Annotated in this window: 22 protein-coding genes; 5 read left to right on the plus strand and 17 right to left on the minus strand. The window is 42.8% G+C overall.

Going from position 1 to position 24,457, the window contains the following annotated elements:
- Nucleotides 1-90: 90 nt before the first annotated feature.
- Nucleotides 91-768 carry a hypothetical protein gene (locus tag L3V41_RS04400; protein WP_062568631.1) on the plus strand — a complete coding sequence of 226 codons (678 nt, stop codon included), beginning with the start codon at nt 91-93 and terminating at the stop codon, nt 766-768.
- 112 nt (nt 769-880) lie between these two features.
- Nucleotides 881-3,451: a M1 family metallopeptidase gene (locus tag L3V41_RS04405; RefSeq protein WP_237127216.1), complete on the plus strand. Its 2,571-nt coding sequence runs from the start codon at nt 881-883 to the stop codon at nt 3,449-3,451.
- 41 nt (nt 3,452-3,492) lie between these two features.
- On the opposite strand, the gene L3V41_RS04410 is transcribed toward L3V41_RS04405, so the two are convergent.
- A complete protein-coding gene (locus tag L3V41_RS04410) occupies nt 3,493-3,858 on the minus strand; it encodes a hypothetical protein (RefSeq protein ID WP_062568629.1) in 366 nt (121 codons plus the stop codon).
- 64 nt (nt 3,859-3,922) lie between these two features.
- The gene (locus L3V41_RS04415) at nt 3,923-4,792 is read right to left on the minus strand and encodes a hypothetical protein (protein WP_237127217.1); all 870 of its coding nucleotides are present in this window, start codon (nt 4,790-4,792) and stop codon (nt 3,923-3,925) included.
- A 166-nt stretch (nt 4,793-4,958) separates the two neighbouring features.
- Here L3V41_RS04415 and L3V41_RS04420 point away from each other — a divergent pair, with 166 nt between their 5' ends.
- From L3V41_RS04420 to yjjG, 3 genes are read left to right on the plus strand one after another with little or no spacing between them, the layout of a single operon-like run.
- Nucleotides 4,959-5,858, plus strand: a complete 900-nt coding sequence (locus L3V41_RS04420) for a phosphoribulokinase (protein ID WP_062568627.1) — start codon at nt 4,959-4,961, stop codon at nt 5,856-5,858.
- A 49-nt stretch (nt 5,859-5,907) separates the two neighbouring features.
- A complete protein-coding gene (gene yjjX, locus L3V41_RS04425) occupies nt 5,908-6,447 on the plus strand; it encodes an inosine/xanthosine triphosphatase (RefSeq protein ID WP_193987818.1) in 540 nt (179 codons plus the stop codon).
- 11 nt (nt 6,448-6,458) lie between these two features.
- Entirely contained in the window at nt 6,459-7,133 is a 675-nt protein-coding gene (gene yjjG, locus L3V41_RS04430; protein WP_062568625.1) for a pyrimidine 5'-nucleotidase, read from the plus strand.
- Between the two features lie 59 nt (nt 7,134-7,192).
- Here the strand turns inward: yjjG and lpxC are convergent, their stop codons facing one another.
- The 15 genes from lpxC to rsmH form a co-directional block, all read right to left on the minus strand.
- Nucleotides 7,193-8,104 carry a UDP-3-O-acyl-N-acetylglucosamine deacetylase gene (gene lpxC / locus L3V41_RS04435; RefSeq protein ID WP_062568624.1) on the minus strand — a complete coding sequence of 304 codons (912 nt, stop codon included), beginning with the start codon at nt 8,102-8,104 and terminating at the stop codon, nt 7,193-7,195.
- Between the two features lie 102 nt (nt 8,105-8,206).
- The gene (gene ftsZ, locus L3V41_RS04440; RefSeq protein WP_062568623.1) at nt 8,207-9,454 is read right to left on the minus strand and encodes a cell division protein FtsZ; all 1,248 of its coding nucleotides are present in this window, start codon (nt 9,452-9,454) and stop codon (nt 8,207-8,209) included.
- Between the two features lie 21 nt (nt 9,455-9,475).
- A complete protein-coding gene (gene ftsA / locus L3V41_RS04445; protein WP_062568622.1) occupies nt 9,476-10,708 on the minus strand; it encodes a cell division protein FtsA in 1,233 nt (410 codons plus the stop codon).
- Nucleotides 10,705-11,484 carry a cell division protein FtsQ/DivIB gene (locus tag L3V41_RS04450; protein ID WP_237127218.1) on the minus strand — a complete coding sequence of 260 codons (780 nt, stop codon included), beginning with the start codon at nt 11,482-11,484 and terminating at the stop codon, nt 10,705-10,707. Before L3V41_RS04450 ends, ftsA begins: the two co-directional genes overlap by 4 nt.
- Before the next feature lies 1 nt (nt 11,485).
- Entirely contained in the window at nt 11,486-12,406 is a 921-nt protein-coding gene (locus tag L3V41_RS04455) for a D-alanine--D-alanine ligase (RefSeq protein ID WP_193987819.1), read from the minus strand.
- Nucleotides 12,403-13,854 carry a UDP-N-acetylmuramate--L-alanine ligase gene (murC, locus tag L3V41_RS04460; protein ID WP_062568619.1) on the minus strand — a complete coding sequence of 484 codons (1,452 nt, stop codon included), beginning with the start codon at nt 13,852-13,854 and terminating at the stop codon, nt 12,403-12,405. Before murC ends, L3V41_RS04455 begins: the two co-directional genes overlap by 4 nt.
- Complete coding sequence (gene murG, locus L3V41_RS04465; RefSeq protein WP_193987820.1) at nt 13,854-14,930, minus strand: undecaprenyldiphospho-muramoylpentapeptide beta-N-acetylglucosaminyltransferase; 1,077 nt, start codon at nt 14,928-14,930, stop codon at nt 13,854-13,856. Before murG ends, murC begins: the two co-directional genes overlap by 1 nt.
- Nucleotides 14,927-16,099, minus strand: coding sequence for a cell division protein FtsW (ftsW, locus tag L3V41_RS04470; RefSeq protein ID WP_062568617.1), 1,173 nt, complete (start codon nt 16,097-16,099; stop codon nt 14,927-14,929). The genes murG and ftsW overlap by 4 nt, the downstream gene beginning before the upstream one ends.
- Nucleotides 16,096-17,421, minus strand: coding sequence for a UDP-N-acetylmuramoyl-L-alanine--D-glutamate ligase (murD, locus tag L3V41_RS04475; RefSeq protein ID WP_062568616.1), 1,326 nt, complete (start codon nt 17,419-17,421; stop codon nt 16,096-16,098). The genes ftsW and murD overlap by 4 nt, the downstream gene beginning before the upstream one ends.
- A complete protein-coding gene (gene mraY / locus L3V41_RS04480) occupies nt 17,422-18,504 on the minus strand; it encodes a phospho-N-acetylmuramoyl-pentapeptide-transferase (RefSeq protein ID WP_193987822.1) in 1,083 nt (360 codons plus the stop codon).
- On the minus strand, nt 18,498-19,886 hold the full coding sequence (murF, locus tag L3V41_RS04485) for a UDP-N-acetylmuramoyl-tripeptide--D-alanyl-D-alanine ligase (RefSeq protein WP_237114463.1): 1,389 nt from the start codon (nt 19,884-19,886) through the stop codon (nt 18,498-18,500). The genes mraY and murF overlap by 7 nt, the downstream gene beginning before the upstream one ends.
- The gene (gene murE, locus L3V41_RS04490; RefSeq protein WP_193987824.1) at nt 19,883-21,361 is read right to left on the minus strand and encodes a UDP-N-acetylmuramoyl-L-alanyl-D-glutamate--2,6-diaminopimelate ligase; all 1,479 of its coding nucleotides are present in this window, start codon (nt 21,359-21,361) and stop codon (nt 19,883-19,885) included. The genes murF and murE overlap by 4 nt, the downstream gene beginning before the upstream one ends.
- Nucleotides 21,354-23,171 (minus strand): penicillin-binding transpeptidase domain-containing protein, encoded by a 1,818-nt coding sequence (locus tag L3V41_RS04495; RefSeq protein ID WP_062568612.1) that lies wholly within the window; start codon nt 23,169-23,171, stop codon nt 21,354-21,356. The genes murE and L3V41_RS04495 overlap by 8 nt, the downstream gene beginning before the upstream one ends.
- Complete coding sequence (gene ftsL, locus L3V41_RS04500) at nt 23,168-23,494, minus strand: cell division protein FtsL (RefSeq protein ID WP_062568611.1); 327 nt, start codon at nt 23,492-23,494, stop codon at nt 23,168-23,170. Before ftsL ends, L3V41_RS04495 begins: the two co-directional genes overlap by 4 nt.
- On the minus strand, nt 23,494-24,429 hold the full coding sequence (gene rsmH / locus L3V41_RS04505; protein WP_062568610.1) for a 16S rRNA (cytosine(1402)-N(4))-methyltransferase RsmH: 936 nt from the start codon (nt 24,427-24,429) through the stop codon (nt 23,494-23,496). The genes ftsL and rsmH overlap by 1 nt, the downstream gene beginning before the upstream one ends.
- Nucleotides 24,430-24,457: the final 28 nt, after the last annotated feature.

Raw genomic sequence — 24,457 nt, forward strand, 5'->3', positions numbered from 1 at the left:
ACTATGCTCTATGTCGTAGTGTCGTTAGGCTGGAAACTAAACGTTGTTCAGGTATACTCCTTAAAGCGTCTTTATTATCAAGGTATTAGGTTGAAGTCCCATCTCGGTCGCCGGCCCTTTTCGGCCATGGAATTACATACCCTGTATAACGGTTACATCTACAGTGACCAACGTCTTCCTCGTGAGCAAGCAAAGCATTGGCACTTTTGGCTGCCTTTGTTCGCTTATTACACCGGTGCCTACAGCGATGAAATTGGTCATTTAACTCTTGATAACATTGTCACGTGTGATGGTGTTCGCTGCTTTGATTTTCACACTCATGGCAAGATAAAACCACGCTATGTGCCCATCCACAATGCACTACTTAATGCTGGACTTGATCAGTACTTAGACTTTTTAAGCGAACAAAACCAACAACGGCTGATGTTTGATTTACCTGCTAAATCAGGCCGCTATAGCGAAAAAGTACGCATTTGGTTTTCCGGTGAAGGTGAACGTGCTGGTTATTTACAAAAATGCGCTATTCCCAATGTTGACCAACAAGGAATGAAAACGGCGATTAGTAGCTTACGGCTCAACTTTGAACAACAAATTCGTATTCATGCACTGCAAGCAAACAGCAAAGATGCCTTTAACTACTTACTTGGTTTTAAAGATTTCAATGAGCAACGTTTTACGGATATGCCACTATTGAACACCGTGCTACAAAATGTGCGACAAATCAACCCGCAACTGCATTGGCAACGTTTCATCGACCGCCATCATTAGCTGACAAACTTTGTTACTAACTATTTATTACTGTTCAAATTAAAACCTGATAGCATGGTATTTCGCCCCTCATAGCAGGTGCCTTTCTAACAACAAAAAATCAGGGATACTTATGTTCTTAAAAAGCCTATTAACAGTGAGTGTTGCACTTGCTGTTAGCTCAGCCCACGCCAATGAATATGTTATCGAAAAGCTTGCCAAGCCTAGCTCACAACAAGTAAAACTTACGCTTGATCCTGCAAAAGACAATTTTTCCGGTCATACCGACATTGCCCTTGAAGTACTTAAAGCAACGAATTATATCGAACTAAACGGTATTGATTACGCTGTGAGTATGGCCAAGATTTTAGGTGCAGAGAACTGCGACCTTAGTGCTGAAATGCTAAAAACAGGTAAAGTTAAATTCACCTGTGATGAAAAAATTCAGCCTGGTAAATACACTTTAAAAATTGATTTTACAGCGCCTTACAACCGTCAAAGTGTCGGTTTATATAAAACGCTTGATCAGGGTACGCCTTACCTATTTACTCAATTTGAAATGAGCGATGCCCGTCGTGCATTCCCTGTATTTGACGAGCCTAGCTATAAAATTCCATTCCAGCTAACAATCACAGCGCCCACATCTCAAAAAGTGTATGCCAACACACCAGTATTAAAAACCAAAGTTGATGGCGAGATGACAACGCACTTTTTTGATAAAACGCCGCCTATTCCTTCTTACTTAGTCGCAATGGCTGTGGGCCCATTTGAAGAGCTTGAAATTAAAGGCATGCCAATTCCTGGCCGCGTACTGACGCCGCAAGGTAAAATTCATCTTGCTGATTACGCAAAAGAAAATATGCCACGCGTATTAAAAGCACTGGAAGATTACTTTGGCATCCCTTACGTTTATAAAAAACTTGATTCAGTTGCAGTACCAGAATTCCCATTTGGCGCGATGGAAAATGCAGGCCTTGTTACTTACCGTGAAGATATTCTTCTAGTCGACCTTGCCACTGCAACACGTAGTAAAAAAGAGCGCAATGTATCAATCATTGCCCATGAATTAGCTCACCAATGGTACGGTAACCTAGTCACCATGAAATGGTGGAATGACTTATGGTTAAACGAAGCGTTTGCAAGCTGGATGGCTGCGAAAATCACCGCACAAATCAACCCTGAGTTTGAGTCACACTTAGACTTACCACAAAACCATGTAATGGCACTCGATGCACGCTTAAGTACTAAGCCTATACGTAAGCCTATAAAAACCGAAGCTGACATCATGGATGGCCTTGGCCTTGCTTACAGTAAAGGCAGTGCGGTGCTTTCAATGGTGGAGAACTGGATTGGTGAAGAGGCATTCCAGCAAGGTATTCAAGCTTACTTGAAGAAGTTCTCATATAAAAATGCAGAAGCGGCAGACCTTTGGCAAGCATTAGGCGAAGCCTCGAATAAAGACGTTGCAAGTGTATTAAAATCGTTTATTGAACAATCATCTTTCCCACTTATCAAAGTAACCCAAGACGGTAAGAAAATTAATATTAGCCAAAGCCGCTTTGTGAATGCCGGTGTTGATGCGCCAGCACAACTGTGGAATGTTCCGGTTGCGATTAAATATGGTGCAGGCGATAAAGTTGAAACAGCCAATATATTGCTGAACAAAGAGACACAACAGCTAACCCTCGATTTTGAACCAGAGTGGATTTATCCAGATCAAGGCGCCATGGGTTATTACCGCTGGCTATTAGATGACGCACAGTTTAGTGCCCTACTCGACAACGCAGCGGATAAGCTAACCGTGCGAGAGCGCTTAGCGCTTCTTTCGGCGGTAGACTCTCTATTAGATGCAGGCGTTATTTCTGCTGCCAATCTAATGCAAACTCTTGAAGCATTCGTAAGCGATGCGCACCCGCTTGTTGCTAATACAGCCCTTGGTTATTTAGCGTCGCAAAAACGTGTATTTGAAGATGACAGCAACCGTGATTTATGGCCTAAATTTATCCGTAACAGCATTGCACCAGCGGCGAAGCAATACGGTCTAACAGCAAAAGTGAATGAAGATGCTGCTGTATCACAGTTACGCGCACAGGTTATTAGCCGTTTAGGTTTTGATGGCGAAGATCAAAAAGTGATTGATACAGCAAAAGCACAAGCAGCGCTTTATTTGAATAACCCTGAAAATGTTGACCCATATTTAGCTTCAACCTACCTAAATTTGGCAGCCTATCACGGCGATGCAAAGCTCCTTGAAAAGTACAAGCAAACCTTTAAAACAACCAAAGATCCGCAAGTACGTACTAAAATGCTAGCTGCGATGGGGTATTTCGGAAAGCCTGAGCTACAAAAAGCGGTATTAGATTATAGCCTAACAGATGAAGTAACAGCCTCAGATATGCGTACTTTATTAGGTGGCCTAAGTTATGGTAAAGAACGCCAAGCGTTGTTCATTGATTGGATCTACAATAATTACGAAGCTATCACTAAGAGCTTACCGCCGTTCTTTATACCAAACTTGCCATTCTTCACAACCGCAAACTGTGATGCGAAAAGTTTAGAAAAAACCAAAACCTTCTTTACTGATAAAATCTCTGAACAACCTGGCTATGCTCGCACTTTGAGTAAGTTAGAGGAAGGAGTGAATGATTGTATCGCCCTGAAGAAACGTGAGCTAAGCTCAGTGAATAGTTTTCTTAAACGCTAACAACCAGCCACATTAGATTAGGGCCACATCTGTGGCCCTTTTCATTGTGCTAAAATAGCACTTAACCGCTTAATAAATAATTCAACGGCTTGGGTGGTTGTCACTTTAAAAGCAACACCATAATGAATGGGCTGAGCACTTTTATAAATCCGCGTAGGGAAGCGTGTCATTTCACTACTATGAAAGTAGTCTTTAACTCTAGAGATACCTTCCAAAGCTTCAAAATCAGCGCTAAACACTTCAAAAGCAGGCCTTATAATTAATTTAGCCTGACCACTTTGCTCATGCACATAAAACGCCTCTTTGGAGTGAGCAAGCATGAACTCGTTAATATTTTTTATTTTAAAATTACTACGACAGCCTAATTTTATAAGCTGTTCACTAAGTTGTGCTGCGGATAAAGACAAGTGCGCGCCTTGTTAAAAATGTTCAATAATAAACACAGTACAGTAATCTATTGAAAATCGTTACTTATTTATTGCACACAAATGCAAGCTTACTATTATGATAACTTAATCGTGTAATTGAGGTTTCACAATAACGACCTAAATCAAGCCACTGCGATACCCCCCCTGCATCATTCAAGTCACGTTTATAAATACGGCTTTGAACCGCATACGCCACTGTGTTGTGATTCACTAATGTAAAATCTTGTACTGCGTCAGGTAGTCGGAATAAATCGGCAACTTCATTCGTCTTAGCTGAAAAGCGTGCCAACCAATGCTGGTTATCTTTTTTATAACTAAACAAAAAGCTGTTTGTGTGTTTATCAAAAATAAGTGTACGACCTATATCACCGGCAATAACTTGAGGATTAGCAGCAGCGAGTGATGTGTATTGTAAGGTATGTGGTTCGCCTAAAATAAACATAACAAGATCATTGTCGGCTCCCCATGCATGGTAGCCAACAGGCTCTATCCATTCAAAAATACGACTTGCTTGTTGGTCTGATTTTAGAGGGTATTGCCACAATTTTTGCTTACCATCCTTTTCCACTACGATGGCTGATAAAGCCTGTTTGTCAGGCATTAAAGTAGGTGAATATTCACTAACAGGAGAATTTGTTAGGTTAGAGGCACTTTGACTGGCAAAATCAAAATAGTACAAGTCAGTTTGTGATTGCCCCTGCTCAGCAATTACTTCATGGGTATAATAAACACCTTGGTCAATCAAAAATGGTTGATTGTTATAGCTTGTATCATCGGTAATACGAGACACCTTCATGCCATAAGGTGTATCAAGATCCGCTAATAATATTTCGCTTTTCGGCATCGCAGCATCCACTGCAGTTGATAAAAATGTACTTGTCAGCGCAAAAAATAAAGGCGAAATTAATTTCATGTTGCTCTCTCGTTTTAATTCTTATTCGCTCATGATAGCGTTATTTAATTGGCCAGTCACTTGACCTTACTATACTCGACCTTTATAACTAAGGCGTGTTTGTTTTTTGTTACTTTAACTGAGTGCTTGAGCAAATAACACGACTTCACTAATAACGAGAACAATTATGTCAGCTAAACACCCAATTATCGCAATTACCGGCTCATCTGGTGCAGGCACAACCACCACCACGAATGCCATTAAGCATATCTTTAGAAGCTTAAATATTGATGCGGCCTTTATCGAAGGTGATAGCTTTCATCGTTATACGCGTCCTGAAATGGATAAAAAAGTTCGTGAAGCACAGCAAGAGGGCAAGCACATAAGCTATTTTGGTCGTGAAGCTAACGACTTTGGTGCACTCGAAGAATTATTCTACCAATATGGTGAAACTGGCCAAGGAAAAATTAGACGCTACTTGCACACTTTTGATGAAGCCGTGCCTTACAACCAGTTGCCTGGAACCTTTACTCCTTGGCAAGACCTAGAAGCCAATACCGATATCCTCTTTTATGAAGGCTTACATGGTGGTGCAGTTGACCAAGACCATGATGTAGCCAAGCATGTTGATTTGCTTATTGGCATGGTGCCTATCATCAACCTTGAATGGATCCAAAAACTAATCCGTGATACCTCAGAACGAGGCCACTCTCGCGAGGCTGTCATGGGCTCAATTGTGCGCAGTATGGACGACTACATCAACCACATTACGCCACAATTCTCACGTACTCATATTAACTTCCAGCGCGTGCCAACGGTTGATACTTCAAACCCATTTAGCGCTAAAGATATTCCGTCACTAGACGAAAGCTTTGTTGTTATCCGTTTTCGTGGCATTGAAGATGTAGATTTTCCATATTATCTACGCATGATTGAAGGTAGTTTTATGTCACGTATAAACACCCTAGTTGTACCAGGTGGGAAAATGGGCTTAGCGATGGAACTTGTTTTAACACCGCTAATCAAAGACATCATTTTGAAAAAACGTGCACTGGAAAATTTAGCCCCAGTTGACTTGCCGATTTAAATCACTCGGGTACACTGCTGACTCAACCAACAATGATGGAGTCGTCAGCTTGAAAGAAACATTACGTGTTATTGTCGGTTCAAAGAACCCTGTTAAAATTAACGCAGCTAAACATGTCTTTAGCCTTTACTTCCCAGACCATATCATTGAATGCAAAGGTGAACACGCCCCTTCCGATGTGCCTGATCAGCCACTGGGTGAAGATGAGACACGTATAGGTGCTGAAAACCGCGTAAAATACTGCCAAACTCACTTTAACGCTGACTTTTATGCAGCAATGGAAGGTGGCGCAGAACAGTTTAGTTATGGTGCAGCAACCTTTGCATATGTAGTTATTGCAAATAAACAACAATTTAGTGTTGGTCGCAGTAGTAACCTCCCCTTACCGCAACCTTTTTACGATGCCTTATTGGCCGGTAAAGAACTGGGTGATGTCATGGATGAGGCATTCAATACCGTTAATATCAAACAACAAGGGGGCGCTATTGGCTTATTAACCAATCACCTTGCTACCCGCGAAAGCACCTATATACAAGCGCTTACACTCGCAATGGCGCCATTTTTACACCCGAGCTTATTTAATCAGTAGTTAGGATAACCATGAAGTATAGCCACGTATTATTCGATGCCGATGAAACCCTATTCAGTTTTAATGCATTTGAAGGGTTAAAGGTGATGTTCGCCAATTATGGCGTAAAATTTACTGATGCAGACTATCAGCATTACCAAGCCACTAATAAACCTCTTTGGATTGCCTATCAAAAGCATGAGATCACTGCCAGTGAGCTACAAATAACCCGTTTTACCCAGTGGGCTAACAAGCTCAATGTTCCCGCTAAAACTCTTAATGATGGCTTTTTAGATGCGATGGCATCAATTTGTGTGCCACTGCCTGGTGCTGTTGAGTTGTTGGCAAAGTTAAAGCCACATGCAAAGCTGGGCATTATTACTAATGGCTTTGCTAAATTACAGCAAAAACGCCTAGAGCATACAGGTTTACAAGATATGTTTGATTGGCTCGTTATTTCGGAGTTAGTAGGTAAAGCAAAGCCTGCTCCTGAAATTTTTCAGCACACGTTTCAATTAATGGGCAATCCGCCAAAAGAGCAAATCTTAATGGTTGGTGATACAGCAGCCAGCGATATTTTAGGGGGTTATAATGTGGGTATCGATACTTGCTGGTTGCAACACCCAGGTGTTCTATTACCTGAAGATATTAAACCAACTTATCAAATCAATCAGTTAGTAGAGCTTGAAGCTATTCTTGGATTATAAACAAGGCAAAAAAAATGACGCTAAAAGCGTCATTTTTTATAACTGTAATATGCTTGCGATTAAGCTGTCGCTACTTCTAGGCCTGGTGCAGGCATAGTCACTGGGGTCTCAAATGTTGCCCATTCCCATGCTGACTCAGTCGCCATAATTTTACGAAGTAGTTTATTGTTTAAATCATGACCTGATTTATAAGCCGTGATTTTACCTAGAATGTTGTGGCCAGTCATAAACATGTCGCCGACACAGTCTAAGATTTTATGTTTAACAAACTCATCGCTATAACGTAAGCCGTTTGGATTTAGTACTTTAAAGTCATCCAAAACAACTGCGTTATCCATGCTACCACCTAATGCTAGGTTATTAGCATGCATATACTCGATATCTTTCATAAAGCCAAAAGTACGTGCACGGCTGATTTCTTCAGTGAAGCTCTGCGTAGTAATATCTAAACCGATACGTTGACGGCTTTCATTGATTGCTGGGTGATCAAACGCAATTTCAAAGTCGATGTGAAAACCATCATAGGGTTCTATTTCAGCCCATTTATCGCCTTCTTCAATACGTACTTTTTCTTTAATACGAATAAAGCGCTTAGCTGCATTTACTTCTTTAATGCCGCCTTTTTGTAACAAGTAAATAAATGGTAATGCACTACCATCCATAATCGGCACTTCTGAGCTATCTAATTCAACAATTAGATTATCAATCCCCATTGCCGCAACGGCAGCAATAAGGTGCTCAGTCGTTGATAAACGAACACCATCTTTGTTTGTTAAACAGGTACACAATTGCGTATCGCCAACGGCTTCAGGTGTTGTTTCAAAATCAACAACCGGGTCAAGGTCCACACGACGAAATACAATCCCAGTATTTGCGCTCGCAGGTCGGAGAGTAATAGTGACCTTCTCACCTTTATGAAGTCCAATTCCTATGGCTTTGACTACTTCTGCAATCGTACGCTGTTTAATCATAGGTTCGCTCACTTATAGTTACAGTTAGACGGCGGATTGTATCATAAATACACTCAACTGCCAAATTTGTTTACTTTTCAGGCAAAATACCATAAAAAAATCTTAGTCAGCTTGTTTTCTCAAAAACGCTGGAATGTCGAAATAATCGCCACCTTCTGACTTATCAGACTTTTTGCTGCTTTCAGTATTACTTGATACTGAACTACTTGCTGTATTTTGCTTCACAGATTCTTGCTTATCAACACCTGCTGACACGCTTACATCGTCGCTACTACCTTGGCTTGCAAAGCTTGGCACGTACATGCTGCTAGTCGATTGGCTTGTTGTGCTTTGCACATCTGAACCCGATGCTTTTTTAAAGCCATTATCAACAATACCAAACTGTGGACGACGCTCGCCACCTAAACCAGTTGCAACGACTGTAACGCGTAACTCATCACTCATTTCAGGGTCAATTACCGCACCAACAACCACCGTTGCGTTTTCTGACGCAAGCGCTTTAACGTGATTACCAACAATCTCAAACTCTTCAATCGCAATATCCATACCTGCTGTGATATTAACTAGAATGCCTTTAGCACCGGTTAAATCGACATCTTCAAGTAATGGGCTTGAAATAGCGGCTTCTGCTGCTTCTTGCGCACGGTCTGGGCCAGACGCTGACGCAGTCCCCATCATCGCAGTGCCCATCGCTGACATAACAGTACGTACGTCGGCGAAATCCACGTTGATTAGACCAGAGCGTGTGATTAATTCTGCAATACCTTGAACCGCACCAAATAACACATCGTTTGCTTTTGCGAAGGCATCTAATAATGTCGTGCCTTTGCCTAAAACTTTAAGCAATTTATTGTTCGGAATTGTAATAAGTGAATCAACAGTTTCTGACAATTCATTAATACCTTGTTCCGCCGCTGCGGCACGCTTTTTACCTTCAAAGTCAAACGGGCGTGTTACAACTGCAACAGTTAAGATCCCTAACTCTTTAGCAATTTTAGCAACCACAGGAGCCGCACCGGTACCTGTACCACCGCCCATACCTGCAGCGATGAACACCATGTCAGCACCTTCAAGGCTTGCACGGATTGTTTCAGCATCTTCTTCCGCTGAATTACGACCCACTTCAGGGTTGGCTCCCGCACCTAAGCCAGAAGTGATTTGCGTACCTAGCTGTACAGTGACATCTGCTGATGAATTACGCAGTGCTTGTGCATCGGTATTCGCCGCAATGAAGCGTACACCTTCAATTTGTTGTTTTACCATGTGCTCAACAGCGTTACCGCCGCCACCGCCCACGCCAATTACTTTAATGACAGCTTCTTCGCTGTGCTGTTCCATTATATCAAACATCTTTACTCTCCGACTTGAGTCTTAAAACTCACCTTGGAACCACTTCGTAATACGGTTCCACCAATTATTATCACCTTCTGCTTTCGACTTTTGTGCATTCATCGATTGCATTGTACGGCCGTATTGTAACAAACCAACAGCGGTTGCGTACGAAGGATCATCAACATAATCTGTCAAACCAACTATCCCAATTGGTTTGCCAATTCTTACAGGCATTTGGAAAATGTCTTCTGCCACTTCCATTGCGCCTGTCATTTTTGCCGTCCCGCCAGTTATGACAAGACCGGCAGCAATTTGGTCTTCTAAACCTGAGCGGCGTATTTCTTCCATTGCCAACTCAAATAATTCTCTAAATCGTGGCTCAACAACCTCAGATAAGGTATGACGCGACATAATACGTGCAGGTCGACCACCCACACTCGGCACTTCAATAGTGTCTTCATTGCTTGCCATTTGGCTGCTTGCACACGCATATTGTACTTTGAGTGATTCAGCATGCGATATAGGTGTTCTAAATATTTTTGCAATATCGCCAGTCACCTGATTGCCCGCAACCGGAATAACTGCTGAGTGACGAAGCGCACCATTAATATAAATGGTGATATCCATCGTTCCGCCGCCGATATCCATAACAGCCACGCCCAGCTCTTTTTCATCATCTGTCAGAACGGAATAGCATGACGCTAATGCAGTAAATATCAGTTGATCAACTTCTAACCCACAGCGCTCAACACATTTTTCTATGTTTTTAGCCATGTCATTTGAGCAAGTAATGATGTGCGCACGCGCTTCCATACGTACCCCACTCATGCCTAATGGGTTTTTAATCCCCTCTTGCATATCAATACTGTATTCTTGCGGTAACGCATGTAGCATTTTTCGTTCCGCCGAAATAGGCACTGAACGTGCAATGTGAATCACATTCTCAATATCTTCATCAGTGACTTCAGTGTTGTTAATCGCAACCACGCCGCTTTCGTTTTGACACTGAATATGTTTACCAGAAATACCTAAATAAACAGAACTGATACGGCAATCTGCCATTAGTTCAGCTTCATCAATAGCGCGACGAATCGATTCAGAAACAAGGTTAAGGTCGTTAACGCCACCTTTGTCCATACCATGCGAAACTTGGCTGCCAACACCCACAATGCTGAGTTTATTATCTGCGGTGATTTCACCAACGGTGGCCACTACCTTTGAGGTGCCAACGTCTAATCCAATCACTAGGTTTCTTTCTGCTGACTTAGTCATGCCTTACTCTTATTTTCTAATTGTTCCTCTTGCAATGGCTTCCAGCTCACTGCAAGACCGGTATCGTACCGTAAATCAACAACATCAATTTGTGCATCTACACGTTGTTCCATGCGCGGATACACATCTATAAAACGTTGTACACGCTTTGCTTTTTCTTTACGCCCCAAATTGAGGCGAATGCCATTATCAAGCCACAGCTGCCATGAAAAACGCTCTGAAAGCGCGAGGCTTGTTAGCTCTAAATTATTCACTTTTAGCATCGCTTTAAATTGACCAAATGCCGTCCATGCTTCTACCTCACTCCCTTCAGGGCCATAGAGCTTAGGTAATGTGTTTGGTAATTTATTACTGCTTGCTTGAAACACTTCACCAGACTGATTTAACAATAAATCATCATTCCAATGTGCAACCGCTTCATGCTCAACCACATACACTTGAATAGTATCAGGCCACTGCTTTCTGACCGATGCCGTCGCCACCCAAGGCAAACTTTGTACTAAGCGTTGCACATGTTTAACATCCAATTCAAAAAAACTCGATAAGTCGGCTTTTTTTATTGCGCTAATAATAGCCTTTTCATCTGTATACTTAGGCTCACCTTGTACAGCTAAGTGCTTTATTTGCGCATCTTTATTTTCGACCAACCAATCTGACACACCGGTAGTGATTTTAATCAAACTAAAAATCACGATAAGAAAAAAGCTCACGCCAAAGATCAACGACCAATTGAGCCGCTGCTTTAACTGTTGTGCTTTTTCTAAAAAGTGATGCATATTAAAGGGTTTGCTCCAAAATGCGAACAACTAATTGCTCAAAACTCGCTCCGTTGGCTTTTGCTGCCATTGGTACCAATGATTTTTCAGTCATGCCAGGAACTGTATTGACTTCAAGTAAGTAAAAATTACCTTGCTCATCGCGCATCGCATCGACACGCCCCCAACCACTGGCTCCGACTAAATCAAATGCTTTTAATGCCATATCTTGCAAAAGTTCAGTTTCTTGCACAGATATATCCGCAGGGCAATGGTACTGAGTTGTACTTGACTGATACTTAGCTTGATAGTCATAAAAACCATTTGGCGTGGTCATCTCAATGACCGGCTGAACATCGTGTCCAAGCACAGCAACGGTAAACTCACGCCCCGTGATCCACTGCTCAACAAGCACTTGGCTATCAAACTTAAATGCAGCGTTGAGCGCAGTATCTAGTTGCTCTGCGCTGTTTGCTTCTGCCATACCAATACTTGAGCCTTCATGTGACGGCTTAACCATCACTTTGCCAAACTGATTAATAATTGCTTGGCTATCAAACTCATAACGGCTATCAACAACAGCATAAGGAGCGGTACTTAAGCCCATTGCTTTAAATAAGTGTTTACAGCGTACTTTATCCATCGCCAGTGCTGAGCCTAAAACATCACTACCGGTATAAGGAATCCCCATAAATTCAAGTGCACCTTGAATCGTACCGTCTTCACCACCACGACCATGTAGAGCAATGAACACACGTTCAACATTTAACTCTTTTAATTGCCACAGCGGCTGGTCTTTTGGATCAAAAGCAATGGCATCAACGCCGACATTTTGCAAAGCGTTCAACACAGCTTGGCCTGATTTTAGAGAAACTTCTCGCTCAGCAGACGTGCCGCCAAAAAGTACTGCTACTTTGCCAAATTTGTCGCTTAACTGGCTCATACATTTACCTGCTTAAGTTGTTCAATAGATAAGTTAGTAGCCGCGAGCGTCTTAACTAACTGACCAATATTACCAGCACCTTGAGTTAATACTAAATCGTTATCTTGCAGAAGGTTAGCAAGAACGCCTGCAAGCTCAGAGCTATTGGCAACATGAATAGGCTCTTTGCCTCGTTGACGCAAACTACGACATAAACTCTTACTATCTGCTCCGACTATTGGCTCTTCACCTGCTGAATACACATCAAGTAATAAAAGTTGATCGACATCTGCCAATACCTTCACGAAATCTTCATACAAGTCACGTGTACGGCTATAACGGTGAGGCTGATAAACCATCACTAAACGCTTATCAGGCCAACCTTCGCGCACTGCCGCAATGGTTGCTGCAACTTCAGATGGATGATGACCATAGTCGTCCACCAACATGACATTACCACGTTCATTATCAAAAGTGCCGTAATGCTGAAAACGACGACCCACTCCTTCAAACTGCGCAAGCGCCTCTAAAATCGCTTGGTTAGCAATATGCTGATCTTTGGCAACAGCAATAGCCGCTGTTGCATTTAAAGCGTTGTGCTTACCAGGCATATTTAAAGTTACAGGTAAGCTTTCACCTTGTTTATTCACAACATCGAACGAGCATGTGTTAGCTGTTTGACTGAAGTTAAGCATTCTATAATCTGCATCCGTTGACTCACCATAGGTGATCACTGGGCGGCCAAAACGTGGAATAAGCTCAGCAGCAACGTCTGAATCGATACACACAACAGCGAGACCGTAAAATGGCAGGTTGTGGATGAAATCGACATAGGTATCTTTCATCTTCTCTAAACTGCCACCATAGGTATCCATATGATCTTCTTCAACATTCGTGATCACCGATACCATAGGTTGTAAATGCAAAAATGATGCATCACTTTCATCGGCTTCTGCAATCAAGAAATCACTCTTACCGACTTTGGCATTACTACCTGCGCTATTTAAGAGACCACCAATTATAAAGGTTGGATCAAGACCTGCTTGCGCATAAATGCTCGCGATTAAGCTGGTTGTAGTTGTTTTACCGTGCGTTCCTGCCACAGCAATACCGTGGCGAAAACGCATTAGTTCAGCGAGCATTTCTGCACGACGAACAATAGGAATACGCGCTGCTCTGGCCGCTTTAATTTCGGGATTTTGCTCATTGATGGCACTTGATACCACCACAACGCTGGCATCTTTTACATTGTTTTCATCATGGCCAATAAACACTTCTGCGCCAACATGAATTAGGCGCTCAGTCATTGCACTGTGCGCAATATCAGAGCCGGTAATACGGTAACCTTCAAAAGCAAGTACTTCGGCAATACCACCCATCCCTGCACCACCAATTCCGACAAAGTGGATGGTGTCGATACGACGCATCGCAGGGCGCGTGTTGTTTTCTTTTATCATGCTTTCTTTCACTACGAATCTCTTCTATCTACTAGCTGCTCACAGCGGTTTGCAACCTTGGCTGTGGCATCTAAAATAGCAAGCTGTTTTGCTTTGCTTGCCATTATGGAAATTTTTTCTGGTGCAATTAAGTACGGTGTCAACAAATCCACCACCGCCTCTTTAGAAAACGCGTTTTGCTGCATCATCAGTGCAGCACCTGAATTAACTAAATAAGCAGCATTAGCAGTTTGATGGTCATCCACTGCATGTGGGAACGGCACAAATAATGCCATTCGACCTGCTGCGGCAATCTCACTAACCGTTAATGCACCAGCACGGCAAATTACCAAATCAGCCCATTGATACGCACTATCCATATCATCAATAAACTCAGCCACTTTCGTATTTTCAGCAAGACCTAGTTGTTGATAGTCTGCCGTGACTTTTTGTTCATTATTTTTTCCGGTTTGGTGCCATATATTAAGCGTTGTTTGCGCTGAAAGTGCACTGAATACAGCAGGTAAAGTGTGATTAAGCACCTGCGCTCCCAACGATCCCCCCACGACTAATATATTAATGGGTGTGCTTGTTTGTTTTGCACTAACTTGAGCAACACTTGCCCTCACTGGATTACCGACTACCTCGCACTGCCCCTTAGCAAATGCTGAAGGAAAAGCCGCCAATACTTTACTGGCAAACTTGGCTAGCCAACGGTTACTCATACCAGCGACTGCATTTTGCTCATGAATCACTAACGGGATACCTAAACTTTTTGCTGCAATCCCTGTTGGTCCTGTCACATAACCACCCATGGCAAGTACCACATCAGGGCGTTGTGCTTTTAAAATTTTACGTGCTTGAAAAATCGCATTCATCACCATAAATGGTGCTTTAATTAACCGTTTAATGCCATTACCTCGCACCCCTTTGACATCGATAAAATCAATTTCAATGTTGTGCTTAGGAACCACAGTTGCTTCCATTCGATCAGGTGTACCAATCCAGCTAACCTGCCAGCCTTGCTGTTTGAGAAAGTCAGCCACTGCAATGCCCGGAAAAATATGTCCACCAGTACCACCGGCAACAACAAGTAATTTTTTACTCATCGCTTACCTCCTGAAGTCGCTTGCTTGGTGGCCATTTTAGTTTCAAAGTCAATACGTAAAAGTACACCTGTGGCTATCGTCATCACCAATAAACTCGAACCACCATAAGAAATAAATGGCAGTGTTAAGCCTTTGGTTGGTAAAATACCAGCACTTGCACCGACATTTACCATGGTTTGAAAAGCAAACCAAATACCTATCGCAAACGCAAAATAGCCTTCATACTCTTTTCCGCATTTGAGTGCCTTTTGACCAATTAATAATGCCCTGAATACCAAAACAGCCAACACACATAAAATACTCATAACCCCAAAAAAGCCGAGTTCTTCGCCAATTACAGCAAAGATAAAGTCATTATGCGCTTCTGGTAGATACTGCAATTTTTGTACGCTGTTACCTAAACCTTGCCCAAACCAGCCCCCTTGGCTATATGCCATTAGTGACTGCACGAGTTGATACCCCTTACCAAACGGGTCTTCCCACGGCTCTAAAAAGCCTACAACACGTGCCATACGGTAAGGTTCAGCAATGATCAATCCGACAACGGCAGCAACGCCTGTTAAAATCAAGACAAAAAACTGCCATAGCTTCGCACCGGCTAAAAATAATAGGCCCACCGTCGTAACAAATAGTACTACTACGGTACCCAAGTCAGGCTGTAATAAAATTAATAAAGCATATGCACCGAATACCACCATAGGCTTTGCAAAGCCTTTTAAGTTTTCTTGCACTTCTTCTCGCTTACGAACCAAATAGCCAGCGATGTAACTAAAAAAGTATAATTTAGCGGCTTCAGCAACCTGAAAACCCACAGGCCCAATCGGGATCCAGCGTTTTGCTCCATTCACTTCGCGACCCACAACAAGGACTAATAAAAGCAAAGCAAGACCAAGCAATAACAAATAGGGATTACTTCGTTTCCACCAATCCATAGGTACATTGGTTGTGATCCAAAATAAGATAAACCCCATAACAAGGAACATCGCATGGCGAATAATAATATGGTAAGGGTCGTCAAATAACCTTTCAGCGGTAGGCATAGAAGCACTGGTTACCATGACAAAACCAACACCAATCAGCATTATCATGCAATACAATAAGGGGACGTCATAAAGCTGTGCGGACTGCTTAGGCGTTAATGCGTCACGGATATCTGCAAATGCAATCATACTGCCTCCGCCAATACGCATTGCGTAAAATCATCACCACGTTGCATGTAGTTGTTATACATATCAATACTGGCACAAGCTGGCGCTAAAAGTACGATATCACCATTAACACTGAGGTTTTTCGCTAGCTGCACAGCTTCATGCATACTCGTGGTTAAGTGACCTTTTTCACTCAGTGCCACGAGGGCTTTGGCGTCTTTACCAAAACATACCAAGGCTTTGACTTTGCTGCTTAAATACGGTTTTAGAGCATCTAAATCAGCCCCTTTCGCATCACCACCTGCAATAACAACTAACTGCTTTGCTTGATCGGCTAGGCTTTCAATGGCTGCGATGGTTGCGCCGACATTGGTCGCCTTTGAGTCATTAAAATACTTTACACCCTTAATTTCAGCAACAAACTGACAACGGTGCGCAAGTCCTGTAAATGCGCCGAATGCTTGTTCATAATGCGCCGCTGTTATGTCAAAAGGACTGAGCAATGCCATTACAGCTAAGGCATTTTGTTGATTATGCGAGCCCACCACTTTCAAGCTGCTTGCGGGTAACACGGGTTTCCCATGAGCTGCAAAATATTGCTCACCTTGATGCTCAATCAGTGCATAGTCAGCATGCGCAAGGGCAAAGCTTACTTGTGGTTGTTTTGCTGTGTGCGTTGCCACATCAATAGCATTGACGACAGCAAGCTCTGATCCGTTATAAATACTTTGTTTTGAATCTATATAAGCTTGATAGCTTGAATAACGATCTAAATGATCTTCGCTCACATTAAGTACGCAAGCGCTCTTGGCTTTTAAGCTGTGCGTGGTGTCAAGCTGAAAGCTCGACAGCTCAAGTACATACACATCGCAGTCTTGCGACAGTAAATCAAGCACCGCAGTGCCAATGTTACCGCCAAGGCCTACTTTATAACCCGCCGCTTTAAGCACTTCAAACGCCAATGTAACAACGGTCGACTTACCATTTGAACCCGTCACTGCCACAATGGGTTTATTTGTTAGGCGCGCGAACAACTCAACATCACCAATCACTTCAACACCAGCATCAATTGCGTTTGCGACAGCCGGTGTCGCTAAGCTTAAACCAGGACTGATGATAATAATGTCATTGCTGCTCAGCTGTGCATTATCTAAATCACCAAAGTGAGTCGTTAAATCACGAGCATGCTCGCTTAACCAATCTGCACCTGGTGGCTGTTGACGACTATCAACTACCCTAGGGCTGATGTTCTGAGATAATAAAAAACGCACAATGCCCAGACCGGTTACACCGAGTCCGAGCACTGTAATTTTTTTATTTTTTATCTCGTTAATAACTGTCATTTACCTGATCTTCAATGTAGCAAGGCCAGCAAGAACTAGCACGATTGAAATAATCCAAAAGCGCACAATTACACGTGGCTCAGGCCAACCTTTCAACTCATAGTGATGATGAATGGGTGCCATTCTAAAAATACGTTGGCCGCGTAATTTGTAAGAGCCTACCTGTAAAATCACCGATAATGCTTCCATTACAAATACACCACCCATAATAATTAAAATAAGTTCTTGTCGAACGAGTACCGCAATAATGCCAAGTGCTCCGCCCAGCGCTAATGAGCCGACATCGCCCATAAAGACTTGTGCTGGGTAAGTGTTAAACCATAAAAAGCCAAGGCCTGCACCAACAATCGCGGTACATACCACAACCAGCTCACTTGCCAGTGGTAAATGCGGAATATGTAAGTAGCTTGAGAAATTCACATTACCGGTAAGGTAAGCAATAATAGCAAGGGCCGAAGCCACTAAAATAGTAGGTACAATCGCTAAACCATCTAGGCCGTCTGTCAGGTTTACTGCATTCGATGTGCCGACGATTACAAAGTAAGTCATGACGATATAAAACAAACCAAGTTGCGGCAGTACATCTTTAAAAAATGGCACAACCAAAGACGTTTCACTTGCTTGCTGGGATGTAAAGTACAATGCACTTGCTACGACTAAAGCAATGACTGACTGCCAAAAATACTTCCATTTAGCAATCAGCCCTTTTGGATCCTTACGAATAACCTTGCGGTAATCATCAATAAAGCCAACGATACCCAATGATCCCACAACAAATAAGGTTGCCCAAACATACTTATTAGATAAGTCAGCCCACAACAGTGTGCTGGTAAAAATCGCACCTAAAATCAAAATGCCACCCATGGTTGGCGTGCCTTTTTTCGACAGGTGAGACTCTGGTCCATCATGACGAACAACTTGACCAATTTGCATCTTTTGCAAGCCACGGATTAATATTGGACCAAAATAAAGTGATATCAGTAATGCTGTTAAAATACCTAAAATCGCGCGCAGCGTTAGGTACGAAAATACATTAAAACCACTGTAATATTGTGTTAAATACTCTGCCAGCCAAACTAACATGACGATACTCCATTGTTGCCATTTTGCTGGCTATTAACTAAATCTGCGACGACTAGTTCCATACGAGAACTACGTGACCCTTTTACAACTATCGTGGTTTTTTGCTGAGACTGAGCAAGCACACTCTGCAATTGTTGTAGTAATTGTTCGCGGCTTGAGAAGTGGCGGTTTGGCTTTTCAAATACATCACTGGCTGACTTGCTCAATACGCCTAAGCTATATAGCTCATCAATGCCTTTTTGCTGTGCGTACTCGCCGACTTGTTGATGATAAAAACGCGCTTCTTCGCCAAGCTCGCCCATATCACCTAGTGCAAAAATGCGACGACCTGGCATATCACTTAATAAATCAATCGCCGCCTTTACAGACTGTACATTGGCATTATAAGTGTCATCAATCACAGTCAGGGTGTCAGAGACTTTAAGCACATTCACACGACCTTTAACTTCACCCATGGTTGCCAGTGCCGATGCAATGCTTTCAAGGCTTACGCCAAGCTCAGTCGTTAAGGCTGTGGCAATCAATGCGTTAGCAATATTGTGCTTACCTGGTAGAGCAAGGGTGACAGGTACTTTTTTATCTTGATTACACAGCATAAAAGATGCGCGAGCCTGTTCATCAAGCACCACATCTTCTGCCCAATAATCTAATTGCTTGCTGGTAGAAAAACGTTTTACGTTGCGATCATTTAGTTTGGCGAGCCAAAAATCAGCAAAATCGCTGTCACAGTTAACCACGGCTACACCATCTGGCTTTAAGCCATCATAGATTTCGCCCTTTGCTGTTGCTACACCTTGTAATGAGCCAAAACCTTCTAAGTGAGAAGCTGCTACATTACACACCACGGCGACATCGGGTTTAGTCATTGCAACAGTGTAAGCAATCTCACCGATGTGATTCGCACCCAATTCAATCACCGCATATTCATGCTGTGGTTCAAGGCGTAATAAAGTCAGTGGCACACCAATGTCATTATTAAAGTTGCCTTTCGTCGAAAGCACTTCGCCGTGCCCTGACAAAATTGCCGCACACATTTCTTTTACGGTTGTCTTACCAACACTGCCTGTAATCGCAATAGTTTTAGGTGCAACTTGTGCCATAACGGCTGAGCCAATTTCACCTAGCGCAATGCGTGTATCAGTGACCACAAACTGCACAATATCGACATTAACAGGATGTGCCACTATCACGGCAATCGCCCCTTTTTCTTTGGCTTGTGCTATAAATTTGTGGCCATCAAAGTTTGGGCCTTGAAGCGCCAAAAACACGTCTCCCTCACAAAGTGTGCGCGTATCTGTATTTATATTTTTAACTTGTTGATTACCACCTTGGTAATCGGTTGCTAGAACCTTTGCTAGCCAATCAAAATCCATAGGGATCATAACTGCGCCCCTTGCGATTTTTCTTTTAATTGTTGTTGTACATATTGACGATCACAAAAATCGATACGTTGCTCGCCAATAATTTGATAATCTTCGTGGCCTTTACCTGCAATAAGAATGACATCATCAGCACTTGCTTGTTCTATTGCGTAGCTGATTGCACGCGCGCGATCTGCTTCACTATGCGCTTGCTCTGGGTGTTCAAGCCCAGCAATCACATCAGCAATAATCGCATCAGGATCTTCACTGCGTGGATTATCGCTGGTGACAATAATACGGTCTGCATTCCCTTCTGCAGCTTTTGCCATCATTGGGCGTTTGCCTTTATCGCGGTCACCGCCGCAGCCAAAAACACAACTCACGCCACCCGGAACATGTTTTTGCAATGCTTGTAATGCAAGTGCCAGCGCATCAGGAGTGTGAGCGTAATCTACAATACAGGTTGGTTGACCTGGCGCACTAAATGCCTGCATACGCCCTGCAACAGGCTGCAAAGTACTACACGCATCAGCTAATAATTTAAGTGGATATCCTAAGCCAAGAAGCGTTGCGAGTGCAGCAGCCAAGTTATAAAGATTGAATTCACCAAATAAAGCGCATGTAATATGTACATCGCCCCAACTGGTTTCGAACTTAGCGGAAATACCTGTGTTGTCATAGGTTACGTCACTGAAATAGACAAAACGTGCATTTTCAGGTGTTAAGTTTTTGTGTCCATAACAAACAAGGTTATTAAAGTCGTATTTTTCTAACCACAATTCAACTTGCGCATCATCTTGATTAAGAACGACAAGTTCAGGATTATGGTCACGCATTAACATCAATTTAGCGTCACCATACGCTTCCATTGAGCCATGATAATCTAAATGATCCCGTGAAAGATTAGTAAATACTGCCGCCTTAAACTGGCAATGATCAACACGTTGTTGCACTAAGCCATGGGATGAAACTTCCATTGCCACAATGTCAGTGTGCTGTTGTTTTAATTCAGCTAAAATACGCTGTAAGTCAACACTTGAAGGCGTAGTATTCATCAGCGGCGTTAAATTATCAGGATGACCATAACCTAAGGTGCCTATAACCGCAGCTGACTTGTAACACTGCTGGGCTAAATGCGCAATCATAGCTGTGGTTGTTGACTTACCATTGGTACCCGTAACCCCCACTAATTCGAGCTGTTTAGAAGGCTGACCATAAAAAGCAGCGGCCAAAGCAGGCAATTTTTTAGCTAAATCAGTAATTAAAAAAAGTACTTCAAAATGGCTCTCAAACTGACATAAGCGGTCAGCAATGATTGCCACAGCACCGTTTTCAATGGCTTTATCTATAAACTGGCCACCATCAAGTTGGTGTCCTTTAATTGCCACAAATACATCGCCAGGTTTTACGTCTCGGCTATCGAGACGAAGTTGGTTAACCAATAAGCTATTAGCTTCAACATCAATATGATTAAGAATCGGTTTTAAATCACGCATCGTTATCTTTGCCTTCTACGTACGCAACCGCATCTTTGTCCGGTGCGACGTTTAAAATTCTTAAGGCATTGGAGACAATCTCTGCAAACGCAGGGCCTGCCGTCGCACCGCCATAATACACATCTCCACCGGGTTCATTAATCATTACTACAACAGCTAAACGAGGGTTACTAGCCGGCGCGACACCTGCAAAGTAACCGACATATTCGTCACCATAGCCACCCACAGCAGCTTTTTTAGAGGTGCCGGTTTTACCCGCTGCACGATAGCCATCAACTTTAACGCTTCTAGCCGTACCATCTTTTTCAAATACGCTCTCCATCATGTGAACTACGGCCTCAACGTCTTTTTGTTGAAAAACACGCTCACCCTCAGGGATTGAATCTTGCTTTAAAACTGTTAGCGGACGCATTACACCACCCGAGCCAAGCATGGCGTAGAAACGGGCCATTTGTGCTGTGCTAACCGCTAGGTTATAGCCAAAGGAAAGCGCTGCTATCTCATGATCTGACCAACGTCGATTAGGGTAAAATAAGCCACTACTTTCGCCGACCATGCCTGTTCCACTATCGCTTCCGAAACCTACTTTTTGATAAAGACCAACAAAGTAGTCTTTCGGTACGGTTTGGCTCACTTTTGTAACACCCATATTACTTGAATACTTCAAGATTTCTCTTAAAGTCATTTCACCATGGTTTCGTGTGTCTTGTACTAAGCTGCCACCTACGCGCATCCAGCCTGGGTAAGTATCAATGATGTCATCCGGTTGGATCGAGCCGTAGTCTAAACCAGCTAAAATGGCTAGCGGCTTAACAGTTGAGCCTGGCTCAAATAAATCTGTAATAGCACGGTTACGACGCTTATGAGGTGCTGCATCGTTAAGGTTATTAGGGTTAAACGAAGGGCTATTAACCATCGCTAACACTTCACCTGTTTTTACATCAACAACCATCGCTGATCCTGAGGTTGCTTTATATGTCAACACTGCCGACTTAACAGCCTTATAGGCGATTGCCTGAATACGTTGATCAATACTAAGTTGAATATTTTCGGGTTCAACACGCTCACGCTCATCAAGTACTTCCACTTCACGACCTTGCGCATCTTTACGGATAGTACGTTGCCCTTCGACACCTGTAAGTTGTTTTTCGTAAAGTTTTTCAATGCCTTCAATACCGTGGCCATCAATGTTAGTAAAACCAATAACATGCGCAGTCACTTCACCGGCAGGGTAATAGCGTTTTGATTCATCAAGTAAATGGATACCTGGTAAACGTAAATCACCAATATAATTTGCTACAGCGGGAGTCACTTGACGCTTTAAATAAACAAAGCGGCGTTTAGGGTTATCGCGTAGGCGTGCATTAATTTTCTTTGGCTCAATACGAAGCACATCAGCCAGCTCTCGCCAACGTAAATCGTGGTTATAGTACGTGGCAATACGTTTATTGAGCTCATTGGTGTTTTCAGCAAGGGCATTTTGGTCTTCACCATTTTTACGGGCTTGACGGAGTACTTTGCTTACTAAAGATTTATGAAGTGCTTTTGGATCTGCATAAACGCTAACAACAGGAACACTAACAGCAAGTTCTTTACCATTGCGGTCAAAAATCATACCTCGTTGTACATGTTGTTTTTCAACCCGTACTGTGCGTTTATCACTTTCTGAACGGGCTTTATCAGGCTCAATCACTTGCAAATAGGCAGCACGAGCAACTAACGTCATAAAGACGAGTAGAACAACTGAACACACGAGCGTAAAGCGCCATGTGATCAAGGTATTTGTTGGCTTTTTCCCTCTGCTTCTCATTGCAGTACTACCACCTGTTCATCTTGGCTAGTTGGCCTTTTCATTTCAAGCTGCATGGTCGCAACTTCTTCGATGCGTGCATGCTGTGAGTAAAACTCTTCTTCTACCAACAAGTAGCGCCACTCTAAATCGAGTTCATCACGCTCTTGCAATAATTTATCCTGTTCAATTAGCTGTTGACGCGCTAAGTGTGTCACTTGAACCACAGCTAAGCTCGATGCAAGGATCACAACCAACAAGGCCAAGGTCAGCTTATTCGCTCCTAGGCCTTTAAAAATTTCTTTAAATAAATTTGGTTGGCGATGCGTCGCTTTAGCTTTCATTACAATCTCTGCGCAACCCTTAGTACCGAACTACGCGAACGAGGATTCATTTCAATCTCCGTTTTGCTAGGCTTAATGGCTTTACCCACAGCCTTTAACGTCAGGTTTTTGTTTATTTGTGCGTCCGTTAAAGGCAGACCTCTGGGTATCGCCTCTCCCTTACTCTGTTTTTTAATAAACTGCTTAACAATGCGATCTTCTAACGAGTGGAACGAGATAACGACTAAACGCCCACCTGGTTTTAAAACGTCAACAGCGGCTTGCAGTGCAGTTTGAATTTCTTCAAGTTCACTGTTGATATAAATACGGATCGCTTGGAATGTGCGTGTTGCAGGGTGCTTATGTTTATCTTTTACAGGGACTGCTTCATCGACCAAATCAGCAAGCTGCTTGGTACTAGTAATCGCAGTGTGCTCACGAGTCTCAATAATTTTATGAGCAATACGGCGACCAAACTTTTCTTCGCCATAGGTTTTGATCACATGAGTGATGTCTTCAAGTTCAGCTTCAGCTAGCCATTGTGCTGCGCTGCGACCACTGGTTGGATCCATGCGCATATCAAGTGGGCCATCTTTCATAAAACTAAAGCCGCGCTCAGCATCATCTAGCTGTGGTGAAGAAACACCGATATCTAACAAAATACCATCAACCTTGCCGATTAAATTGTTATCTTCAGCAACCGTTTTTAAGTTTGAAAAACGGGTATGGGCAATTGAAAATCGCGTATCGTCGGCAAATTTTTCGGCGGCTTTAATCGCTTGCGGATCTTGATCGATTGCTTGTAAGCGACCTTGGTCACTTAGACGCGCAAGAATTTGACCTGAATGTCCGCCGCGACCAAATGTGCCATCCATGTAAATGCCTTCGGGTTTAATGTCCAAAGCATCTATGGTTTCGTCCATCAGTACAGAGACATGTTCAAATTGCGCTGTCATTAGCTATTTTTTGCCTTTTTATTATTGT

This window comes from Pseudoalteromonas sp. L21 (genome assembly GCF_021728035.1).
GTDB classification, from domain to species: domain Bacteria; phylum Pseudomonadota; class Gammaproteobacteria; order Enterobacterales; family Alteromonadaceae; genus Pseudoalteromonas; species Pseudoalteromonas arabiensis.